The organism is Mycobacterium sp. NGS17, assembly GCF_059813205.1.
Genome location: NZ_JCALED010000006.1, coordinates 141,852 through 163,634 on the forward strand (window position 1 = coordinate 141,852; position 21,783 = coordinate 163,634).

Annotated in this window: 22 protein-coding genes; 7 read left to right on the plus strand and 15 right to left on the minus strand. The window is 64.7% G+C overall.

Translation table 11 applies throughout. The annotated features are described in order from the left end of the window. Positions 1 to 14: 14 nt before the first annotated feature. The 6 genes from AC5Y7E_RS15045 to AC5Y7E_RS15070 form a co-directional block, all read right to left on the minus strand. Positions 15 to 1,133: an MCE family protein gene (locus tag AC5Y7E_RS15045; RefSeq protein ID WP_499918668.1), complete on the minus strand. Its 1,119-nt coding sequence runs from the start codon at positions 1,131 to 1,133 to the stop codon at positions 15 to 17. After that, the gene (locus AC5Y7E_RS15050; protein ID WP_499918670.1) at positions 1,133 to 2,155 is read right to left on the minus strand and encodes an MCE family protein; all 1,023 of its coding nucleotides are present in this window, start codon (positions 2,153 to 2,155) and stop codon (positions 1,133 to 1,135) included. Before AC5Y7E_RS15050 ends, AC5Y7E_RS15045 begins: the two co-directional genes overlap by 1 nt. Further along, on the minus strand, positions 2,152 to 3,411 hold the full coding sequence (locus AC5Y7E_RS15055; RefSeq protein ID WP_499918673.1) for an MCE family protein: 1,260 nt from the start codon (positions 3,409 to 3,411) through the stop codon (positions 2,152 to 2,154). Before AC5Y7E_RS15055 ends, AC5Y7E_RS15050 begins: the two co-directional genes overlap by 4 nt. 19 nt (positions 3,412 to 3,430) lie before the next feature. Next, the gene (locus AC5Y7E_RS15060) at positions 3,431 to 4,276 is read right to left on the minus strand and encodes an MlaE family ABC transporter permease (protein ID WP_499918677.1); all 846 of its coding nucleotides are present in this window, start codon (positions 4,274 to 4,276) and stop codon (positions 3,431 to 3,433) included. A 7-nt stretch (positions 4,277 to 4,283) separates the two neighbouring features. Next, entirely contained in the window at positions 4,284 to 5,102 is an 819-nt protein-coding gene (locus AC5Y7E_RS15065; RefSeq protein WP_499918679.1) for an MlaE family ABC transporter permease, read from the minus strand. Between the two features lie 382 nt (positions 5,103 to 5,484). Further along, positions 5,485 to 6,690 (minus strand): CaiB/BaiF CoA transferase family protein, encoded by a 1,206-nt coding sequence (locus AC5Y7E_RS15070; RefSeq protein WP_499918682.1) that lies wholly within the window; start codon positions 6,688 to 6,690, stop codon positions 5,485 to 5,487. A gap of 367 nt (positions 6,691 to 7,057) precedes the next feature. Between AC5Y7E_RS15070 and AC5Y7E_RS15075 the strand changes: the two genes are divergently transcribed. From AC5Y7E_RS15075 to AC5Y7E_RS15105, 7 genes are all read left to right on the plus strand, one after another. Beyond that, positions 7,058 to 7,759, plus strand: coding sequence for an SDR family NAD(P)-dependent oxidoreductase (locus AC5Y7E_RS15075; RefSeq protein ID WP_499918683.1), 702 nt, complete (start codon positions 7,058 to 7,060; stop codon positions 7,757 to 7,759). 49 nt (positions 7,760 to 7,808) lie between these two features. Then, a complete protein-coding gene (locus tag AC5Y7E_RS15080; protein WP_499918684.1) occupies positions 7,809 to 8,006 on the plus strand; it encodes a ferredoxin in 198 nt (65 codons plus the stop codon). A gap of 48 nt (positions 8,007 to 8,054) precedes the next feature. Then, positions 8,055 to 9,419, plus strand: a complete 1,365-nt coding sequence (locus AC5Y7E_RS15085; protein ID WP_499918687.1) for a cytochrome P450 — start codon at positions 8,055 to 8,057, stop codon at positions 9,417 to 9,419. Between the two features lie 75 nt (positions 9,420 to 9,494). Next, entirely contained in the window at positions 9,495 to 9,938 is a 444-nt protein-coding gene (locus tag AC5Y7E_RS15090) for a hypothetical protein (RefSeq protein ID WP_499918690.1), read from the plus strand. Positions 9,939 to 9,990: 52 nt separating this feature from the next. After that, positions 9,991 to 10,866: an Rv1363c family protein gene (locus AC5Y7E_RS15095; protein ID WP_499918693.1), complete on the plus strand. Its 876-nt coding sequence runs from the start codon at positions 9,991 to 9,993 to the stop codon at positions 10,864 to 10,866. Further along, the gene (locus tag AC5Y7E_RS15100) at positions 10,863 to 11,435 is read left to right on the plus strand and encodes a hypothetical protein (protein WP_499918695.1); all 573 of its coding nucleotides are present in this window, start codon (positions 10,863 to 10,865) and stop codon (positions 11,433 to 11,435) included. Before AC5Y7E_RS15095 ends, AC5Y7E_RS15100 begins: the two co-directional genes overlap by 4 nt. A gap of 187 nt (positions 11,436 to 11,622) precedes the next feature. Beyond that, positions 11,623 to 13,005 carry an alpha/beta hydrolase gene (locus tag AC5Y7E_RS15105; protein ID WP_499918699.1) on the plus strand — a complete coding sequence of 461 codons (1,383 nt, stop codon included), beginning with the start codon at positions 11,623 to 11,625 and terminating at the stop codon, positions 13,003 to 13,005. A 5-nt stretch (positions 13,006 to 13,010) separates the two neighbouring features. Here AC5Y7E_RS15105 and AC5Y7E_RS15110 read toward each other — a convergent pair whose 3' ends face one another. The 9 genes from AC5Y7E_RS15110 to AC5Y7E_RS15150 all read right to left on the minus strand — a co-directional run bounded on the left by AC5Y7E_RS15110 (position 13,011) and on the right by AC5Y7E_RS15150 (position 21,783). Next, a complete protein-coding gene (locus AC5Y7E_RS15110; RefSeq protein WP_499949614.1) occupies positions 13,011 to 14,186 on the minus strand; it encodes an acyl-CoA dehydrogenase family protein in 1,176 nt (391 codons plus the stop codon). Further along, a complete protein-coding gene (locus AC5Y7E_RS15115) occupies positions 14,170 to 15,168 on the minus strand; it encodes an acyl-CoA dehydrogenase family protein (RefSeq protein WP_499918704.1) in 999 nt (332 codons plus the stop codon). The genes AC5Y7E_RS15110 and AC5Y7E_RS15115 overlap by 17 nt, the downstream gene beginning before the upstream one ends. 104 nt (positions 15,169 to 15,272) lie before the next feature. Further along, entirely contained in the window at positions 15,273 to 15,902 is a 630-nt protein-coding gene (locus AC5Y7E_RS15120) for a nitroreductase family protein (protein WP_499919022.1), read from the minus strand. An 89-nt stretch (positions 15,903 to 15,991) separates the two neighbouring features. Next, positions 15,992 to 17,386: an acyl-CoA reductase gene (locus AC5Y7E_RS15125; RefSeq protein WP_499918707.1), complete on the minus strand. Its 1,395-nt coding sequence runs from the start codon at positions 17,384 to 17,386 to the stop codon at positions 15,992 to 15,994. Further along, positions 17,383 to 18,729 carry a hypothetical protein gene (locus AC5Y7E_RS15130; protein WP_499918708.1) on the minus strand — a complete coding sequence of 449 codons (1,347 nt, stop codon included), beginning with the start codon at positions 18,727 to 18,729 and terminating at the stop codon, positions 17,383 to 17,385. The genes AC5Y7E_RS15125 and AC5Y7E_RS15130 overlap by 4 nt, the downstream gene beginning before the upstream one ends. A gap of 85 nt (positions 18,730 to 18,814) precedes the next feature. Then, on the minus strand, positions 18,815 to 19,273 hold the full coding sequence (locus AC5Y7E_RS15135; RefSeq protein WP_499918709.1) for a hypothetical protein: 459 nt from the start codon (positions 19,271 to 19,273) through the stop codon (positions 18,815 to 18,817). A 10-nt stretch (positions 19,274 to 19,283) separates the two neighbouring features. Beyond that, positions 19,284 to 19,916 (minus strand): hypothetical protein, encoded by a 633-nt coding sequence (locus AC5Y7E_RS15140; protein WP_499919024.1) that lies wholly within the window; start codon positions 19,914 to 19,916, stop codon positions 19,284 to 19,286. Between the two features lie 442 nt (positions 19,917 to 20,358). After that, positions 20,359 to 20,967, minus strand: a complete 609-nt coding sequence (locus AC5Y7E_RS15145) for a TetR family transcriptional regulator (protein WP_499949762.1) — start codon at positions 20,965 to 20,967, stop codon at positions 20,359 to 20,361. Between the two features lie 72 nt (positions 20,968 to 21,039). Next, the gene (locus AC5Y7E_RS15150; protein ID WP_499918710.1) at positions 21,040 to 21,783 is read right to left on the minus strand and encodes an alpha/beta fold hydrolase; all 744 of its coding nucleotides are present in this window, start codon (positions 21,781 to 21,783) and stop codon (positions 21,040 to 21,042) included.

Consider the following 21,783-nt stretch of genomic DNA (forward strand, 5'->3'; position numbering starts at 1 on the left):
CGAGATCCGGGAGGTCACTGTGATCCTCCGATCCGTCCGCCCAAGGTGCAACCAGGGCACTGTGGAATCAAGTTGTATGGCCAAGGGGTCAGTGCCCGAGGTACCGGCGATGGGTATCCGGGTCCCTTTGAAGTATCGAAGGTCCGGAATCCCCACAGGTAGTCGACCAGCTCTTGGAAGAGTTGCGGGACAAGGAAGTTCGGGGCGAACGCCTGGTAGGCGTACATGCCGGAAATGGCCTCACCGACGGTGATCTGGAATTTGGCGAGACCCGGCAGCGCTTTGCCGATGTTGTCGCGGTTCTTCTCCAACACCCCGAGAACCCGGTTCAGCCGCTCCAGCGTCGGTGCCAATGTGCTTTCGTTGTCGTGCACCAACGCCGTCAGCTGCTTGGCCACCACCGACGTGTTGGCCAGCAGGTCCACGATCTCTTGACGGCGCGCGACCAGCACTTGCAACAGCGAATCGGAATTCAAGATGAGCTTGTTGACCTGCATGCTGCGTTCGGAGAGTATTCCGGTGACATCGCCGGCGCTCTTGAACAGCTCGCCCAGGTTCTTGTTGCGGCTGTTGAGGGTTCGCGATAACCGAGTGAGCGCGTCGAAGGCCGGCCCCATCTGGGGTGCGATCTGATCGAGCGTCGCAGCCAGCGTGTCCAACGACTGATTCAACGCCGTGGTGTTGGTGCCGGCCGTGTCCGACGTCAGGTCACTGACCGCCTCGGTCAACGAATACGGCGAGGACGTGCGCGAGATGGGGATCAGAGCCATCGGATGCATGGTGCCGCTGCCGGCGGACTCCACCGTCAGCATCCGCTCGCCCAGCAGCGTGCCGGTGCGGATGTGCGCGGAAGTCTCCGAGCCGAGCAGGACGTTGCCCTTCATCGCGAACGTCACCAGCGCATCGCCGTGGCGCAGCTTCACATCCGAGACCGTGCCGACCTTCATCCCCGACACGATCACCGGGTTGCCGGTCGCGAGACCGCCGGCTTCGGTGAACAGCGCCTGGTACCTGACCATCGTCGCCCATTGGGTGAAGCGGTCGGGCGACAGGCCCACCAGGATGACCATCACCGCCAGGACGACGCCGATCAGTCCTGCCTTGACGAGCCCAGCTCCGCGATACTTCAGCATTAGGGTTCCGAGCACCTTCCTGCTTCTGACCTAAAGATATTGGCGCGCACGGTCTTACCCGAAAGATCCGTACCGCGGAGCCCGAACTGGCAGAGGTAGTACGGAATGGTGGCGCCGTTCACGCCGAGCCGGACCAGCTTGCGGTAGTTCTGTGGCGCCTTGCCGAGTACGGCGTCGAGGCGGTCCCTGTCGCCATCGAGTATCGGCGCCAGCCGATTCAACTGCGCTATGGTGCCGGACAGCGGCGGTCGCGCCTCGGCCAGCAGGTCCGCCAGCGAGGCGGTTCCCTTGTCCAGGGCGTCGATGGCGGACCCGATCGTGTCGCGATCATTCGACAAGCCGCTGACAAGCTGCTCGAGGCGATCGATCGCGCCGGAGAACTGTTTGCCGTCCTTCGAAACCGTGCCGATCACGATGTTGAGATTGTCGATCAGTTGCTGGACGGTTTGATCGTTGTCGGCCAAGGCGTTCGAAAACGAAGTCGTCTTGGCGAACAGCGAGTCGAGGGTCCCCCCCTGGCCCTGGAAGACTTGCAACAGTCCTGAGGTCAGCGCGTTGACATCGCGCGGATTCAGGCCCTGGGTGACGGGTTTGAGTCCGCCGAGCAGCAGATCGAGGTCGAGCGCCGGCGCGGTGCGGCTAACCGGAATCTGACCGCCTGCCGGCAGATGCTTGGTCGAGCCCGGACCATCGACGAGTTCGAGGTAGCGATCGCCCACCAGGTTGAGGTAGCGGACCGCTGCCCGGGAGCCCTCGGTGAGGACGACGTTGCGGTCGACGTCGAAGTTCACCACAACCTTCTTGTCCGGCTGCAGCGAAACGCCGTTGACCGTGCCCACCCGGATGCCGGCGACCCTTACCGACTGCCCCGTCTTCAGCCGCGACACGTCGGTGAACACGGCCGAATATTTGTTCGTCGATCCCGTCCGATACTGGCCGAAGATGAAGAAAAGGAAGGCGGTAAGCATCGCCATCACGACCGCAAAGATCGCGAACTTGATCAGCGTGGCGCGCGTCCTCATCCGGGTTGTCCGATCTGAGCGGAATTTCGTGGCGGACCGGCAATTGGCCCGTACAACAGCTGTTTGAGGAGATCAGAGTTGAGCAACAGCTGCGGGTTTCCGTAGTTCACCGGGTCCGCGCCGATATCGGCAATCAATTGGGGTGGGCTCGTATTGAACGGCAGCGGCAGACCCACGCACTGCGGGCCGCCCGTCGCCGCGACCTTGGGCAGATTCGTCGGATACCGATAACGTTCGGCGCCCCACGTGAGGCTCGCCGAGATGTTGATGCTCGGTTCCGACAACGGCGCCCCGTGCGATATGCGTACGAGTCCGGTGAAAGCGCAGGTGAGCGCGGGGTTGTACTCATTTAGCAGGTCGGTGGTCGGCACCAGCAGATGCAACACATTCGTCAGCGGTTGGCGGTTCGTCGACAACACCTCGTTGCCGATGTCGGCCAAACCGATCGCGCTGATCAGCAACGCGTCCAGGTTGTGCTGTTCCTCGACAATCGTCTTGCTGATCCGGGTGGCGTTGGCCGCGGTCTTCACCAGGTCCGGTGCCGCGTCGGCATAGGCGTTGGACACCGCGGGTAAGACCGTGAGGTCATGCCTCAATGCGGGAAGGCTCGGCTCCCACTTCGCAAGAAAAGAATCCAGGTCGCTCAGGGACTGGCCGAGCTGTGGGCCCCGCCCGCTGAACGCTTGCGCCAGCGCACCCAGTGACTCGTTGAGCTTCGGCGGGTCGATGTGCGACAGGACCGACACGAGTTCCTGGAAAACCGTGTTGATTTCGACCATGACGTGCTGGCCTCGTAGCGTCTGGCCGGCGCGTAGCCGCTGGGCCGAGGGCTGTTCGGGTGGCACCAGCTCGACGGACTTCGCGCCGAAGACCGTCGAGGATGCGATGTTCACGAGCACGTTGCTGGGGATGAAACGCATCTGCGACGGGTCCATCGCCAAGTGAATGGCCGCTTGGCCGTTGGGCAGCGATTGGATCGAGTCGACCTTGCCCACCTGCACGCCACGCAGCTTGACCTTGGCGTCCGGGTTCATCACCAGACCGGCTCGTTGCGAGATCACGGTCACCGGCACGGTTTCGGTGAACGAACCCTGAAACAGACCCACCGCCACGGCGAAAATCAAGCCGATGATGAGGACGGTCGCCAATCCGAGCAAGGGCGGCAGGTAATTCCGTCCGGCCGGTGGCCGCGCATGGCCGGTGCGCGGGGGCCGGCCGGCGACCGCGCCGCGACCCGCTGGCACACTCTGCGTCACTACCGTTCCACCTCCTTTGCTAACCGGACAGGTTGAAGTTGCCGTTCGTACCGTAGATAGACAGCGAGACCAGCAGCGTTACCGACACCACGACGATGAGCGAGGTGCGTACCGCATTGCCGGTCGCGTTACCGACACCGGCGGGCCCACCCGAAGCGAAATAGCCGTAGTAGGTATGGATCAACAGGATGGTGAGCGCCATCAAAATGGCCTGCAGAAATGACCACAACAAGTCGATCGGGTTCAGGAACGTGTTGAAGTAGTGCTGGTACAAACCCTGCGACTGTCCGAGCAAGAACGTCGTGGTGAACTGGCTGGCCACAAACGACAGGATCACGGCGATGCTGTACAGCGGCGTGATAGCCATCATTCCGGCCAGGATCCTGGTGCTGACCAAGTAGGCGATCGGGCGAATGGCCATGCTTTCCAACGCATCGACTTCTTCGTTGATCCGCATGGCACCCAGCTGGGCCGTCACCCCGGCGCCGAAGGTGGCCGCCAGGCCGATACCGGCGACGACCGGTGCCGCGATGCGCACATTGATGAACGCGGACAGAAAGCCGGTTAGCGCCTCGATGCCGATATTGCCCAGCGAGGTGTAACCCTGAATGGCCAGGGTGCCGCCCGCCGCGAGGGTCAGGAACCCGACGATCACGACGGTTCCGCCGATCATCGCCAATGTGCCCGCGCCCATGCTGATCTCGGCGATCAGTCGAACGACTTCGCGGGTGTAATGCCTGGCCGCGAAGGGGACCCCGGCGAGCGCCTTGCCGTAAAACAGGGTGTGGTCGCCGATCCGCCCCATCAAGGCGACCGGACGCTCGAGTTGGCGAGTCAATCGCGGATATGCAGCCCTCAGCGCCATGATCGCCCTACTTCGCCGTCATCTTGATGCCGATCGCGGTGACAACCACGTTGACGACGAACAGGGACATGAAGGCATAGACCACGGTTTCGTTCACCGCGTTGCCGACAGCTTTGGCGCCACCGCCGGTGATCGACAACCCCCGATAGCAGGCGACCAAACCGGCGATGAGGCCGAAAAGCGCCGCCTTGACGCAGGAAATGACGACCTCGGGCACGCCGGTGAGCAACGTGATGCCGGCGGCGAACGCGCCGGGATTGACGTCTTGCACAAACACCGAAAAGACGTAGCCGCCAAGGACCCCGATGATCACCACCAGGCTGTTGAGCAAAAACGCGACCAATCCGGAAGCCAGCATGCGCGGCGTGACCAAGCGCTGTATCGGGTTGATACCCAGCACTTCCATCGCGTCGATCTCTTCGCGAATCGTGCGCGACCCAAGGTCCGCACACATTGCCGTGGCACCGGCCCCGGCGACGATCAACACCGTGACCAGAGGTCCGAGCTGGGTGACTGCGCCGAACGCGGCCCCCGCACCCGATAGGTCCGCTGCGCCCAATTCACGCAGAAGGATGTTGAGTGTGAAGCTGACGAGGACGGTAAACGGGATCGCCACCAACAGCGTGGGAGCCAGCGACACGCGCGCGACAAACCAGGACTGCTCCAGGAACTCCCGCCACTGGAACGGCCGGCGGAACACGAACTTGACCGCATCGGCCGACATCGCGAACAAGGCACCGACGGCCTGCATGGGCCCCGAGAGGTCCCATTTCAGTTTCAGCTGCGGCAGTCCCGCTGACCAGTGGTCGGCGCCCTTGGTCGCCATCGGCGTCAGACCCTTCCCCGCGTTACGAGACCGGCAGTCTTGTTCTGGCGCAACGGCTGCGGTAAGTTCGACAGAATTGACGGCTGTAAACGCGCGCTGACGAGGGCGAAATGGTCAGCGGGCAACCACGTTTCGGCATGGGCCTGCGATGTGACAGCCGCGACCTCGCTCACGCCAAACCTCCGTCCTATCGCGTGAGTTCGCTGTAAAACGAGGAGCTCCGCGTCTTGAAGCGTCCGGCGATTATGACTCATGCGGCGTCCGGGTGGAGCGAAAAATGCATAACCGTTACCGCGCACTTCGCGGTCGGTGCAGTGACGCAAGGCGACTGCGTCCCAACGCAAGCGACAGTCTGCTCAACCATGTCCGAGCTGCTCCGGTCTTAGGTGACGGCGCCGGCCGTCTTGAGTTCGATGATGCGGTCCCAGTCGAGGCCGAGCTCCATCAGGATCTCGTCGGTCTGCTCAGCGAATCCGGGTGCTGGCCCGATCTGTGGCGCTGCGACGTCGAACTGTACCGGGTTGGCCACCAGCTCGAGTTCACCAGCCTGCACCAGGTACTCGTTCGAGCGGATCTGCGCGTCGTCGGCCGCTTGCAGGGTGTCCTGCACGGGAGCCCAGGGTCCGGCGAGGGTGGCGAAGCGCTCGCTCCACTCGGCCAGCGTGCGAGCACCGATGGCCTTGGTCAGGAGTTCCACCGCGTCGGCCGTGTTGGCCGCGATGTTGTCTACCGTGTCGAAACGCGGGTCGTCGGCCAGCTCGGGCAGGTCCACATGCCGGCACACGTCGGCCCAAAACTTGGTGGGCTGCATCATCACGAAGGAGATGTAGCGACCGTCCGAGGTCGTGTAAAGGCCCACCAACGGATTATTCGGCGCGCCGTGCACCCCCGGCGGCGGCGCTTCCAGTCGCTGGTTCAGATGCTTTGTCAGCGCGACGGTGTGACCCATCGACCACAGACCGCTGCCGAGCAGGGACACGTCGACGACGGACGGTTCGCCGGTCCGCTCGCGTCCGAGCAGCGCTGCCGCGATGCCACCGGCAAGGTTGGTGCCCGAGATCGTGTCGCCGTAGGCCGGTCCCGGCGGCGCGATCATGCCCGGCATGCCGGCGGGGGTAATTGTCGCGGCAGTGCCGGCCCGGCACCAGAAGGCGGTCATGTCGTAGCCGCCTTTGGTCGACTCTTCTCCGCGCGGGCCGAGCGCACTGCCCCGCGCGTAGACGATCTTCGGGTTGACCGCACGGATGTCGTCGACATCGATGCCGAACTTCTGCCGGTGATCGGGCAGGAAACTGGTCAGGAAGACATCGGCCCGACGGGCCAGCTCGTAGAGGACTTCCTTGCCTTCCGGCACCGACATGTCCAGTCCGATGCTGCGCTTACCGCGGTTGGCGTGCTCGATGTTGGGGTTGGGATCGCCTTCGACGCGCAGCATCCCGGTCTGACGCAACCCTCGTTGCGGATCACCGGTCACGGCGTGCTCGACCTTGACCACGTCGGCGCCCCATTCGGCGAGCACCGCACCCGCCGACGGGACGAACCCGTACATGGCTACCTCGAGGACCCGGATGCCTTCGAGCGGCCTCACGTGCCGGCTCCGTCGGCTGAGACGGCTTGTGACGCGATGGCCGCTGCGGACCCAGTGGCGGGCTCTGCCGTGTCCTGGGCAGGCATTACGTACCCCCTAGTGTGGTGGCGGTCACGGTAATTTCATTCTCTTCCCCGGCGAATCTTACATTCGAGTTTCGATAATTCAAGAAACTCTCAGGAACAATATCGAGGTGCTGACCAGGGCGAAAAATGACCGCGGGTCGCCGGCCTGGGCGTCTCGACGCAGGCAGGAGGCGCTGTTGCGCGCGTGTTGCACGCCACTCCGCGTGGAGAGTAGGGTTCTCATAATTGTAAGGGAGATTCTTTGTGGCTGAAATGGCCCCCGTCGGAGTAGAGGCCTCGACATGAAGACTGCGGTAGTGACCGGTGGCGGATCGGGCATCGGTCTCGCCGTCGCGCAACGCCTGCGGGCCGACGGTTTAAGTGTCGCGTCCATCGACCTGCGTCCATCGGAAGCCGACTGCGCTTTCACCGCCGACGTCACCGACCGGTCGCAAGTGGATGCGGCGCTCTCGGCCATCCGCGGCCAACTTGGGCCGGTGACGGTTCTGGTCAACGCCGCCGGACTCGACGGGTTCAAAAAGTTTCACAACATCTCCTTCGAGGACTGGCGGCGGGTGATCGACGTCAACCTCAACGGCGTCTTTCACACCGTCCAAGCGGTGCTGCCCGACATGGTCGAGGCCGGATGGGGACGCATCGTCAACATCTCTTCGTCGAGCACGCATTCCGGCGCGCCCTATATGAGTCACTACGTGGCGGCCAAGTCGGCGGTCAACGGCCTGACGAAGTCACTGGCACTCGAGTACGGACCCAAGGGCATCACGGTCAACGCCGTGCCGCCCGGCTTCATCGACACCCCGATGCTGCGCGCCGCCGAGAAGAACGGCTTCCTCGGCGACATCGACGAGACGATCGCGCGGACGCCGGTACGCCGGATGGGTACGCCCCAGGACATCGCTGCAGCATGCGCGTTTCTGGTGTCCGAGGAAGCCGGCTACATCACCGGTCAGATCTTGGGCGTCAACGGCGGCCGCAACACCTGAGCGGCGGCTGGCCAGCAATGCCCGCCAACAGTGTGAGAGGAGAAAGCCCGTGAAGGTCTCGGTGGATTCGCAGCGGTGCCAGGGCCACACCCTGTGCGCGATGATCGCTCCGGAGTCGTTTCAGCTCAGCGACATCGACGGCAGTTCGTCGGCAGTCGACGAGGTGGTGCCCGCCGATCGCGAGGACCAGGTGCGTGAGGCCGCCCAGTCCTGCCCGGAGCAGGCCATCACGGTCACCGACGACTGAGCCGGCGCCGGGTCCTTAGCACGCGAAACCTGTAGGGAGACAAAGCCGTTGAGTGTCGATGACGTCGTCAATGACAGCGACCGCAAGAAGAACCGGTACCACTTCGACCGGCATTCGTCCGAGTATCGGTCGCAGTTCAAGAGGATCACCGAAGAGATGCACGCAAAGTGCCCCATGGCGTGGACCGACACGTACGGCGGGCACTGGGTCGCTGCCGGAAGCCACGAGGTCTTCGAGCTGGCCCGCTGCCCTGCAGTCTCCAACGACCACGACATCCACGGCGAACGCCGGGGCTACAAAGGCATTTCGATTCCCACCGCCAGCCGCGTCAGCGCGGTGCGCGGCGGCATATTGGAGATGGACGACCCCGAACACCGCACCTATCGAACGGTGCTCAACCCGTACCTTTCACCGGCGGCGATCAAGCGCTGGGAACCGTTCATCGACGACGTGACGCGCGCCTGCCTCGACGAGAAGATCGAGAGTGGCCGCATCGATTTCGTCGACGATCTGGCCAACATCGTGCCGGCCGTCTTCACCCTGGCCATGCTCGGCATCCCGCTGAAGAAGTGGAACATGTACAGCGAGCCGGTGCACGCCGCGGTGTACACGCCCGAGCACTCCCCCGACATCGAGCGCGTCACCGCGATGCACCGCGAGATGGGGCTCGACATGGTCAACAACATGCTGGAGGTCCGCGAGAACCCGCGGCCGGGGATCATCAATGGCCTGCTGCAGATGCGCATCGACGGCGACCCCGCCCCGGATCTGGAAATCCTCGGCAACCTTGGCCTGGTCATCGGCGGCGGCTTCGACACCACGACCGCCCTGACCGCCCATTCGCTGGAATGGCTTTCGGAACACCCGGACCAACGGCAGCTGCTCAGCAACGAGCGCAAGACCCTGCTCGACCCCGCGACCGAGGAGTTCCTGCGCTACTTCACCCCGGCGCCCGGCGACGGCCGGACGTTTGCCGACGACACCGAGCTCGACGGCACCCGGTTCAAAGAGGGTGAACGGCTGTGGATTTCGTGGGCGATGGCCAACCGCGACCCCTCGGTGTTCCACGACCCGGACCAGATCATCCTCGACCGTAAAGGCAACCGGCACTTCAGCTTCGGGCTGGGCGTCCACCGGTGCATCGGCTCGAATGTGGCGCGCACTGTGTTCAAGTCCATGCTGACCGCGGTGCTCGACCGGATGCCCGACTACACGTGCGATCCGGAGGGCACCGTCCATTACGAGACCATCGGTGTCATCCAGGGCATGCGTAAGCTGCCGGCCACCTTCACGCCCGGGCGTAAGGTCGGGCCGGGCCTGGACGAGACGCTGGAGAAGCTGCAGCGCATCTGCGACGAGCAAGAGCTCGCCAGGCCGATCACGGAACGCAAGGAAGCGGCTGTCATTGACTGAGCCGCTCATAATTTTTGCGAGTGGGCCTGTTCAGCGTGACCGCGTCTTATATTGAGGCCAAGCGCGTGTGCAGAGATGGGAGACGCATCCGTGAAGACTTTCGCAATGAGCCTTGCACTTGCGATGGCCGCGCTGACTCTCACGCCGACCGCCCACGCGGACATGGTGCCTGGCAACTACCATCTGGACACGAACCGGGATCCCGGCCACTTCTGGATTTGGTCGATCAGCCCGTGCGTCCAGCCAACGCCAGGATGCGCGCAGGTGTACGCGACTCCGCAGCCCAACGGGCAAGCGACCGTCTACAGAGGCATAGCTCAGCTTGCCAACGGCCGCTACACCCTGGCCGTCGATGTGCCCGACGGTGTTCGCTGCGTGGTCCAGTTCTTTCCCTCGCACGACGTCTACTCGTGGGACGCGGTGACACTGGCGGGTCAGGTCGACTCGACGTTCGACACCGGTTGCGGAGGCGGACCCGGGGGCAGCACCAGTTACCCGTTTTCGCTCGTGCGATTCTAGCCGCGTGAGTCGCATAGGAGTCGGTCGCTCATGAGGGCGATGGGGAGTCAGGATGCCTGAGGCGAAGAAGCCGCCACACGACTCGGCCACCTCGAAAGCCGACGCACAGGCGTTGCTCGAGGAAGCCGAGGCCGAGGCCGCGGAAGCCGAGGCGCTGGCCGCCGCGGCGCGCGCCCGCGCCCGCGCCGCCCGGCTCCGGCGTGAAGCGCAGGCCTTAGCTGAGGCAGAGGCCAAGGCTGAGACCGCCGAAGAAGCGTCGGGAGACGACGAGGACGCGACCGACACCGACGAAGCGGACACCGAGGCGAAGACCGAGGGCGTCTCCGACGAGGACGCGGACGACACCGACGAAGCAGAGACCCAGGCCGAAGCGGAGTCCGACGAGACGGCCGAAGACGCAGAATCGGAATCCAAACCGGCCCGCTCTCGGCGACGCCTGCGATTGCCATCATGGTCGGTGGCATGGAAAGCTGCCGTCGTCGTCCTCATCTGTGCCTTCATCGCGGCCAGCGGATACATGATGTGGCAGCGCCACGAAACCGTCGAACGCAAGCAGCGCGCCGCGAACTTCATCGCGGGTGCCCGACAAGGTGTCGTCAACCTGATTTCCATGGACTTCAATAAGGCCAAGGAGGACGTCCAGCGGGTGATCGACAGCTCGACCGGGCAGTTTCACGACGACTTCCAAGCGCGTGCAAAAGATTTCACGACCGTGGTAGAGCAGTCCAAGGTGGTCACCCAGGGAACCGTGAATGCCGCGGCCGTGCAATCCATCAACGGCGACTACGCACTGGTTCTCGTCGCGGCGACGTCGCACATCACCAATGCCGCGGGCGCCAAAGACGCACCACGCAATTGGCGGCTCAAGGTGACCGTCAAAGACGACGGCGGGCAATACAAGATGTCCAACGTGGAGTTCATTCCATGAGCGAGGACGACCGCAGCATCGAAACCGCTGACGACTCCGCCGAAGAAACCGAACACGGCGGACCTACCGAGCCACGCCCGCGGCGCAAGGTGAAAGTCATTCCCGTGATTCTCATTGTGCTGCTGCTGCTTTCCGGCGGTGTGGCGACGTGGCTGTACTTCAAGCAGTACCGGCCGGACAAACAGACCGACGCCGGCGTCGCGAGCGCCGTCGCCAACGCGGCGTCCGATGGCACGGTCGCATTGCTGTCCTACTCGCCCGAATCTCTCGACAAGGACTTTGCCGCCGCCAAGTCTCACCTGTCCGGGGACTTCTTGTCGTACTACAACCAGTTCACCGAGCAGATCGTGGCTCCGGCGGCCAAGCAGAAGTCACTGAAAACCAACGCTCGGGTGTTGGGGGCCGCGGTTCAGGAACTGCATCCGGATTCCGCCGTCGTGCTGGTGCTGGTCGACCAGAGCACCACGAGCAAGGACAATCCCGACCCCGCGATGGCCTCCAGCAGTGTTTTGGTGAGCTTGACCCGGGTCAACGGCGCCTGGCTGATCACCAAATTCGACCCGGTGTAGGTTCCCCAGGGCCCCGGCCCCGCCGAGCGTGAAATCAATCGCCCGCTCGAAGCCGAGCGTGAAGCCGGCTTCACATTCGACGCCGAGACGCCGATTGCGCCCCCAGACTCGGCCCCAAGAATCCACCAAGGATTCGGCGAGGCCGGCATTCGATCCTTCTCTCGTACCGCTGAGAAGAGGAGTCGACATGTCGCTACTGGGCACTTCACTGACCCAAGGTTGGGCGCCGATCACGGCTCAGATCGTCGCGCCGATCGCGCTGGGACTGGCCGCCGGGTGGCGCTCGCGGCGTTGGCGCCTGTTGTGGCTGCCCGCCGCCGCCGTCGTCGGGGTGATCACGGCCCTCGGGGCGCATTCCTTCATCGCCGACGGCGCCAGCAAGTCGGCACCGGACGCGCTGTACGTGTGGATCGGGCTGGTCGGAATGGCGACGGCGGTGCCGATCCTGGGCTGGCGCGGCGCACGGTGGTGGCGGCGCGGTCTAGCGATCCTGGCCGTGCCGCTGTGTCTGCTCTGCTCGCTGCTCGTGCTGAACCAGTGGATCGGCTACTTCCAGACCGCGCAGAGCGCGTGGGACCAGTTCACCTCCGTTCCGCTGCCCAACCAGGCGGACAAGGCCACCGTCACGACGCTGGCCGCGAAGGGCTCGAAGCCGCCGCACGGCAACCTGGTGCCCGTCGTGATCCCCGATGACGCATCGCATTTCACGCACCGCGAGGAACTGGTCTACCTGCCGCCGGCATGGTTCGCCAGCTACCCGCCCCCACAGCTGCCGACGGTGATGATGATCGGAGGCATGGTCAACACTCCCGCCGACTGGGTGCGCGCCGGCGGCGCGGTGGACACCGCCGACGCTTTCGCGGCCGCCCACGGCGGCAACTCACCGGTGCTGGTGTTCGTCGACCCGGGCGGGGCGTTCGACAACGACACCGAATGCGTCAACGGAAGCCGCGGCCAGGCGGCCGACCACCTGACCAAAGACGTTGTGCCCTACGTGGTCTCGAACTTCGGGGTGAGCCCCGACCCGTCCCGGTGGGGCGTCGCCGGCTGGTCGATGGGCGGAACGTGCGCGGTGGACCTGACCGTCATGCACCCCGACATGTTCAGCTCGTTCGTCGACATCGAGGGCGACCTGACCCCCAACGCCGGAACCAAGGAACAGACCATCGCCACCCTGTTCAACGGCGATGCCGACGCATGGGCGAAATTCGACCCGACCACGGCGATCACTCACCACGGCCGCTACACCGGAGTGTCCGGTTGGTTCGCCGTCTCGTCGGGTGGCTCACCGCGTCGCGACATCACGACCGTCGATCCCGCCGCGATGGCCGTCGCCGGCCGCGCCGCCGCCGCCGACCCGGGCAACCAGCCGGCCGCCGCGGCTTCCTTGTGCCAGCTCGGGCGGGCGAACGGCATCGACTGCGCGTTGATCACCCAGCCCGGCAAGCACGACTGGCCGACGGCCGGCATGGCGTTCGCCACCGCGCTGCCGTGGCTGGCCGGACAGCTGCACACCCCGGGCGTGAGCCGGATTACGTTGCCCGGCAATGCCTCTCAGCAGGCGCTGTGATGATGCTAGCCGCGCGGCAGGCCGAGCACCCGCTGGGCGATGATGTTGCGCTGGATTTCGGAGGTGCCGCCGGCGATGGTCCCGGAGAAGCTGCGGGCGTAGCGCTCGAACCAGCTGGCGAAGTAGTGGTCGAGGTTCATGTGCGCGTACGGCCCGGTCAGTCCGGGGTGCACAAGCCCGTCGGATCCCGCGGATGTCAATGCGAGCTCCATGCCCCGCAACTCCGCTTCGGAACCGAGCAGCTTGAGCACCGAGATCGCGGCCACGTCATCTTCGCCGCGCGCGGCGCGGGCCAGGGCCGCCGAGCCCAACAACCGCAGCGCCTGCCTGTCCATGATCGTGGTGGCGTACTGGTCGCGCTCAACCTCGGTGCTGGGGTGAAAGTCGTCGATCATGTTCTCCAGGCGATCGGCGAAACCCAGCCACATCATGGTGCGTTCGTGCCCCAGCGATCCGTTGGCCACCCGCCAACCCTGGTCGAGTTCGCCGACCAGGTTTTCGGCCGGCACCCGCACGTCGGTGAAGAACACCTCGTTGAAATCCAGATCGTCGGCGCCGCAGATCGACGGGAACGGACGGCGCACCAGCCCTGGCGTGTCGGTGGGGATGATGAGCGCGCTGATTCCCTTGTGTTTCGGCACATCTGGGTTGGTACGGACGAACGTCAACAGAACGTCGGCATCGTGGGCCCCCGAGGTCCACACCTTCTGGCCGTTGACCACGAAGTGATCGCCGTCCAGCACCGCGCGGGTGCGCAGCGAGGCCAGATCGGAGCCGGCGCTGGGTTCGCTCATCCCGAGCGATGCGGTGATCTCGGCCCGCAGGATCGGCACTGCCCAGCGCCGCTTCTGCTCGTCGCTGCCGAACGACAACAGCGACGCGCCAACGATGTTCACGCCCTGCGGGTTGAAGCTGTGGTAGATCCGGCGGCGGCTGAGCTCCTCCAGGTAGACGAACTGCTGGATGACCGACGCGTTACGACCGCCGAATTCCGGCGGCTGGCTGGGCAGCAACCAGCCGTTGTCGAACAACAGCCGCTGCCAGTCGCGCGCCCACTGCGGCATGTGCGAGACCGACCGGGGACGCTCGAGCGTTTCGCTTGCGGGAGGCAGATTTTCGTCGAGGAACGCCGAGAACTCCGCCCGGAACTCCTCGACGGCGGAATCAAAAGTCAGCTGCACGGTATTCCTCCGCTATCCGCGCCCGGTGCTCCGCCGCGCCGCCGAGCATCAGCTCGCCCGCTTTGGCCCGTTTCAGCGCGAACTGCAGGTCGTTCTCCCACGTGAATCCCATTGCGCCGTGCAGTTGTAGGCCGTGCCGGAACACCAGCGACTGGCACTCCCCCGCCGATGCCTTGGCCATTGCGGCCGCCAGCCGGCGGCGGGGATCGTCGGCCGCGATCGTCAACGCGGCGAAATACGCCAGGGCCCGCGCCCGTTGGATGGCGACGTGCATGTCGGCGGCCTTGTGCTGGACCGCCTGGAAGGAACCGATAGCCACGCCGAATTGCTGTCGGCTGGTGACGTGCTCGAGCACCAGGTCGAGTATGCGTTGGCAGGCACCGACCATGGTGATCGCCATGCCGGTCAACGCGAAATGGTGCGCGCGCTCGGCGTCGACCGTCAGGCGCTCGGTGTCGGGCACCCGAACCTCCGCGAACGACAGATCGGCGACGTGCAGCACCGGGTCGAACACCGCCGAACGCCGGGCCGCCACCTGACCGGACTCGACCAGGAACACCCCGGCATCGGTCACCACCGCCAGCCGTTCCGCGCGGTCACCGTCGAGCACATGGCGCGCGGTGCCGTCCAGCACCCAGCCCTCGGCGTCGCGGTGCGCCGCGATGCCGCCGTAGACCGCGGTGCCCGACTGGTGTGGGTCGAACCGGTCCGCGGCAAGCGGTGCGAACTGGCTCATCGTCGCCAGGAACGGGGTGGGGTCGGTGGCGCGGCCGAGCTCTTCGAGCACGATGGCCAGCTCGACGGCGCTGTCCGCATCGCTGAGCTCGGTCCAGCCCTGGTCTACATACGATTTCCACAGCGGGCTCGGGTCGACGCCCTCTTCGGCAACGCTGCGCACCAGCGACGGCGGGCACTGCTTGGCGACGGCGTCGCGCACGGTGTCCTGCCACAGTCGTTGATCAGCATCGAACTCCAACAGCATCCGCGCCGCCTCTCGTCGTGACTGTCACGTGAGAATAACATTCTCGGTTGCGGAAGTAATAATCTCTGAATCGGCGTATGGCGTATCGATGCAGGCCATGGCTGCTACGCGGGGGCTCGCGCACCGTCGACGAGGCCGCCGGCGGCATTGTCCCAGCGGTCCAGGTTGACGAACTCGGCGAGCGGGCGGCGGCGCAGCGGCCCATGGTTGCCCTTGGGCCACCCGACCACGATGTGACCGGCGATCATCCAGCCGTCGGGTATACCGACGGCATCCCGCAGCAACTGTTCACCGCCGTACGAGGCCCAGCTGGTCAAGCAGGCGCCGAGCCCCTGGGCGCGCGCGGCCAGCAGAAAGTTCTGCATGGCGGGAAAGATCGAACCGCCCAACAGCAGTTCCGACGCCGTCGGGTAGTGCTCCTGGGCGAAGAGGACCGAGGTGAATTCACCGGCGCGGTCGTGCAATTCGTACGTCGCGCGGTAGGTGCGGGCGCGGCGGCCGTTGTCGCCGTCGGCGGGCCGGCTCATCCCGTAGACCGGCTCGATCACCTCAAGCGCGTGGGCCGCGGCCTTGGCCACGACCGCTCGCTGCTCGGGCGACCGCAGCACCACGAAACGCCAGCCCTGCGCGTTGGCGCCCGAGGGGGCCCACCTGGCCGCCTCGAGACATCGCGCCAGGGTCGCGTCGTCGACCGGCTCGTCGGTGAAGCGCCGGATTGTCCGGGCCGTCGACATCACTTCCCAGATGTCCGCGCTTGCTACGGTCACTGCTTCTCCTTCGTCCGGTTCCCTCCCGCAACCTAGCGCGCAGCCCGGCCGCGGGGTCAGGCGCCGGGCGCGGTGATGTCGTCGTCGCCCATCCATTGCACGAACCGCTGCAGGGGATACATCGCATCGTGCGGGCTGCCGAGCACGTGCGCATTCGCTGTTCCCAGCCGGCACAGACGTTGGGCCCCGGCACTTGCCAGCCGGTCCCGCAGCCCAGCCTTGCGTTCGTACGGGTAGACACCGATGGTTTGAGTGGCGACGTTGACGTAGCGGACCGCGTCCTCGAGCGAGGCAACCATGACAACGTTCGACGTCTTGTTGGTGGGCTGAAATTCGACCGGTCGATCCGAAAGGATCACCAGGCCACGCCCGTCGAAGCCGCCCCAGACCTCGAGGTCACCCATGGCCTCCATCACCTGGATCTCGTCGCGCACCTCCGACGGCGGTCGAGGCCCCACAGCCGAGGCGAAGTCGCGGTCCACGGCCAACCGCTGCGCCAGCGTGCCGCACAGCGATTCGACCTGGGGCCGTTCACCTTCCACGAACGCGAAGCGGCTGGCCAAGCAGGCCTCCTGGTTGAACACCGTGGTGTCGGCCGCTAGCCGATCGGCAACATCGGCGACGCGGTCTTCGGACTCGAACACCTCGCGTCCGATCATCGAAATCGAGGACTTCGGATCAAAGGAGATCAACTGGATTCCCGGGCCCAGGTACTGGATCACGTTGTCGATCGCCTCGCCGCCGCCCCAGGCGACGATCTTGTCGAAGTACTGCGGCCGGTAGAGCGCGCGCTCGATGGTGCTGTCGCCGCCCTGCCAGTAGACCGCCGACATCGATTGCACGACAGGGTGTTTCGGATCTATTTCGGCCATGGTGCGCAGCACCGCCACGGTGGTGAAGGGGTCACTCGACGGCATCTTGAACAGGTTGACAGCCTTGACCAGGGCGCCCTGTGCAATCGACGCGACGCATCCCGATGGGGCGTTGCCGGCGAGCATGTGCACCATTCGCGACGGGAACGCCCGCACCGCACCCTTGTTGCCGTACGGGTCGACCCGCTCGACCCATCCGTCCAGCGCCTCTCGATTGGCGAAATTGGAATCGACCATGCTCTCCAGGAGCGGCTTGGTCAGGTACGTCGGGGCCTGGCGATAGAGATTTTCAACGATGCGGCGCGGCAACGGATTGGTGGCCGCGATCAGTTCCAGGCAGCGCCGCAGGTGCGGGTTGCGGTCCAAGTTCAAGCGCTCGCCCAGTTCGGCCAGGAAGTCGATGATCTCGGCGAGCTTGACGTTCAGTAGCGGCGGCAGCCGCGACCGTGGCATGACGAGTGCGTCGAGATCGATGGCGGGAGTGACGAAGTCGGCACCCAGGTCTCGTGATCGGTGACGAACCACGTCCCCCTCGACCAGCGCGCCCTGGACGAAATGGGGCGCCGCCAACGTGGTCACGCGACGCCTCGGACATAGGCGTCGATGCCGCCCGCGCAGGTGATCTTGTCACCGCCCGGCAGGTCGGCGTAGCGCGTGATCTCGCGGCCGACCGTCGGGCCCTGGTGCCCGCATGCGCACTTTCCAAAACTGACACTGACCCGGTCCCCGCTGATCACGCCACCCCAGCGACCCTCGATCGACGCGTCGAAAAATGCTGCCCGGGCCTCGATCTCGCCATCACCAGGCTCGAGTAATCTCTCACCGGCCGTATCCAGCGGCAGGAGGATGACCCAGGGTGAGACGTGGTACCGCTCGGCGTGACACAGCGGGAATGTCGCATTGATCTCGCGCATGCTGTACGCGTGATACAGCCGCTCTTCGGTGACGTTGAACGTCTCCATCACGTACTCGCGGTAATTGTCCGGTAGCGCAGCGCCTTTGAGTCCGCCGGCGACCATCATGGCGTTATTCGGATTGAAATCGTCGCCGCCGTGCCCTGCGCTACGGATGCCCTCCGCGATCTGATACAGCGTCGCGAACATGCCGGTTGCGAGCAGGGGCAAGTCGCGGGCACCGATGACTGCGTCAATTGCCTTCTTGGCGGAGATGTCCATATCGTTCGCGCGCTGAGTGGCTATGCGCTCGAACTCGGCGATCTCGCTGGGACGCGCGCTGCCGTCGGTGAGTTTGCGGCGCAGCGTGATGATGTCCACCATCGATCCGACGGTGATCGGCTCGCCGTCGCCGAACTGGTAGGGCGGATACTTCGACGAAAAGCAATCGACCATCGTCTGACGGATCGCGTCCTCGCGAGGGGCGGCGAATTGTGGCCCCAGGCCCAGGAATTTGCGGTCCTCACCGCGGGCGATGCCGGTGGCCCACAGCAGTGCCTCGACGTTGATTTGCGCCGAGAGTTCGATGTCACCCTCGGTGCACGACAGCATGGCCGGTTTCCCGGTGGTGCCGCTGGAACAGGAGAGGTAGTGACCGACGCTCTCGAGTTGCTTGATCCAGTCGTCCAGCGTCTGCACACCGCCGACGTCGAGCCCGGCCACGTCGCGGGTGGAGACGGTGGCCAACCACTTGCCCATGCGGTCCCACTGACCATCGTTCAGCCAGCCTTCGGCATAGGTCTTGTAAGTGGTGTGGGCGAAAAGCAGCGGCACCAGATCGCTGGGCCGCTTGATCTGTCGGACGCCACCGGATTCGGCGCGGTTGGCCAGCAGCGGAATGCGTTGGGCCTGCGCCTCAAGACGCTCATTGGCCGCCGCCAATTGCACGGGCAGCAGTTCAGTGGGCTCGATGTCGAAGCAATCCTTCGCCCCGACCAACTCGACCAGCCGCTCGGTCGCCGATGTCATCGGTGGCTCCTCTCTGACCGCACCGTCATTAAGTACACGTCACTGTATATTATTGTTCCGATTCGGTCGAGGCGAAGACCACCCGTCACGGGTGCGCCGCTACCTGATCGTGCCCGGCTTGTTGGCGGGCGATCCGTCGATCGTGGATCCTGACCAGCTCGCGGAAGCCCAACCGCGGATATTGCGGGACGGGTTGAATTCCCCACTGGTCCTTGGCCGTGTTGATGCCCGCTCCTTCGGGCGCGCCGCTGATGGGCGGCCCTGGGAACGGGTATGGGTATTGGCATTCCAACGATTCGTTGCTGTAGCGCACCTTCATCAGCTCACTGCAGATGTCACGAAAGCCCAGGGTCGGGTACCCGTACCAGATCGCCAAGAACGGCAGGGTGAATCCCCCTTCGGCCACCAGCCCGATCAAACAAACCATGATGCCGCGTCGCAGCCACTTGTGCAGGCGCGCATACTCTTTGGTGGTTCCGGATGGCAGTTCGTCAGCGTTCACCGATTCATCGGGCCTATTGCGCGCGTCCGCCGATGTGGTCATTGGCGCATCCCTAATCCGTGAAAATCTCGCGATTGACGGTGTGCAGGTAGGGGATCGCCAGGAAGGGGGTGATGTACATGATGTCGTAGATCCACCACCCGAGCACCGGGAAAACAACCCCCGAATAACGGACATCGGCATACACGGTCATGTTCATCACGTAACCGACCCAGATGACGACGCCGAACCAGCACGTAACCAGTAGCCACTGGTGGCCCCACCGCTTCATCTGCAGGAAGGCGATGGCCGCGGCGATCCGCATGGGAAACACGGTCAGGATGAGCGCGACTTCCCAGCTCTTTTCGCCGGGTGCGCTCGCGCCGCCGATCCACAGTTGGTTGTAGTGCCAGAAATATCCGGCGTCAAAAGCGTTGCCCCACGCCGTATACAGGACGCGGTAGATGAGGGTGTGATTGGCAACCATGTCCAGGATCCAGCCCTGCAGGTTGAGCCCGGCATCGAGTATGACCAGATATCCGATCAAGGTGACCATGATCGGGCGCACTGACAGCCCGGATTTCAATGCCCGTCGAAGCAGTGTCAACCCGTAGAGAAACAGCGGCAGACCGAAAATGCCGGGCACGTTGGCCCCCATCAGCAGCGTTCCGGCGATCAGCCATTTGTCGGCCCGTCGTTGCGCCATTCGGCTCTGTCTGATTTGCTCGTCAAGCGACACCGGCCCGGCACCTGCCGAGGCGACCACGGCATTGCGCCTATTACCGGAAAAGCGTTTGATCACAGGCGGGTTCATCGTCAAACCTACCAGTCCCGCGTCGCCCACATCGACAGTTGGATTCCGAACATCAGCAGCAGGTAGCCGTAGATGAAGATCTGAAAGGCGATTAGAGCTCGCCTTCTGCGGCGTTCTGGGTTCATGGTTGTCTGGCTCCCTTCTCAACCGGTCGATGGATTCTTCGGACTTCCGTTTGTCGGAGGGTGGAGGTACCGACTAGAAGGTGCCAATGCCGCGCAGGACGTAATACCAAAACCCCACCAGCGCAGCCGCTGCGCCCCATCCGAGACCGAGTCGTACCAATTCCTGCCACACAGTTGACCCTCCGATCGATCACTGACGCCCGGTCGACTTACCGGGCCCCAAGCCCATGGCGGGTAGTCGCGACGAACTCATCGAGTACACGACCGCGTGCCGGCTTGGAGTCGTGATTGGTGACGAGCAGCGCATAGAACCCCATCAGAAAGAAGAGCGCACTGTTCTCGGGGTTTGCCTCTGCACGGACGACCCCCTCGCGTTGAGCCCGGGCGATCTGCTGGGCGACGTGCGCCACCAATGGATGGTCCGCGGGCTTGCCGAATCCAGGTGGCCGGGTCTGCGAAAAGTGCAGTGCCAGAACATCTCTGAATAGCCGGGTGCCAAACCTGGACTCGGCCGCAAGTACCAGGCGCACTACCTCCGCGAGGGTCGCCCATACGTTGGGCGCCGCGGCGACAAAGCGGTCCAAGTCGCCGGCCAACCGGGTGACCAAATCTCGCTCAATCTCCTCGAGAACGTGTTCCTTGGTGGGGAAATGAAAATAGAAGGTTCCGCGGGCGACCCCCGCCGCCGAGATGATTTGGCCGATATCCGCGTCCGCCATGCCCGAGCGTTTGAACTCCGCGATCGCCGCGTCGTAGACACGTTGGCGAGTCTCGAGTCGCTGCGCTTGGCGTCCGCGCGGCTTCGCTTTGGTTTGCATTCTCATCGAAGCCATCGTGACGCCCGTCATTGACAAATGTCAATGACAATTTTCAACGAAACGCCGCGGCACCTAACCGCCGGCGTACAAGCGGCACCGATCGGCCAGCGTGGTGGCAAGCCATCGTGGGCGGGAGAACATCACGTCATGGCAGGCGTCGACGCAGATCATCGTGTCGACCCCGCCGAGGGATTCGATCGCGTCGAGCTGCTGGCGCACCGACAGTGCCCGATCGTCCAGCGTCATGATCCAGGTCCGCGGCACCTCGCCGGGCAGCTCGCTGCGGTCGACCCGTTCGAAAACGACATTGGGTGACTCCATGCAGAGTCGGGACAGGGTCAGCACGCGTTGCTCGCGCGTCATGCCGTTGCAGAAGGCGTAACGCGCCAGCGCTCTGGGCATGGGAAACGACCTGTGCAGCCGGCCCGCCGACCGCGCCAACGGGGCCAGGGGCCCGCGCAGTGCTTGCACCACAGACGAACCCTGCGGCGGCACGAAAGCCGCCAGCAGAATCATTTCCCGCACTCGCGCGGCCCCGAGCTTCGCCACGATGCCCGGTACCGTCAGCCCAGCCATCGAATGCCCCACGACCACAACATCACCGAGGCCGGCGTCCTCGATATCGGCGATCGCGGAGTTCACCCAGTCGGCGGTTGTGACGGCCGTCAGATCCGCCGGCCGGCCGCCGCGGCCGGGTAGATCGACCGCGAGGACCGGCAATTGCGGTGTCTGCCGGGACAATTCGGCCACTGTGAGATCCCAGCAATCGGCGGCATGCGCTCCGCCGTGCACCAGTACCAGCCCCGGCCATGCCAT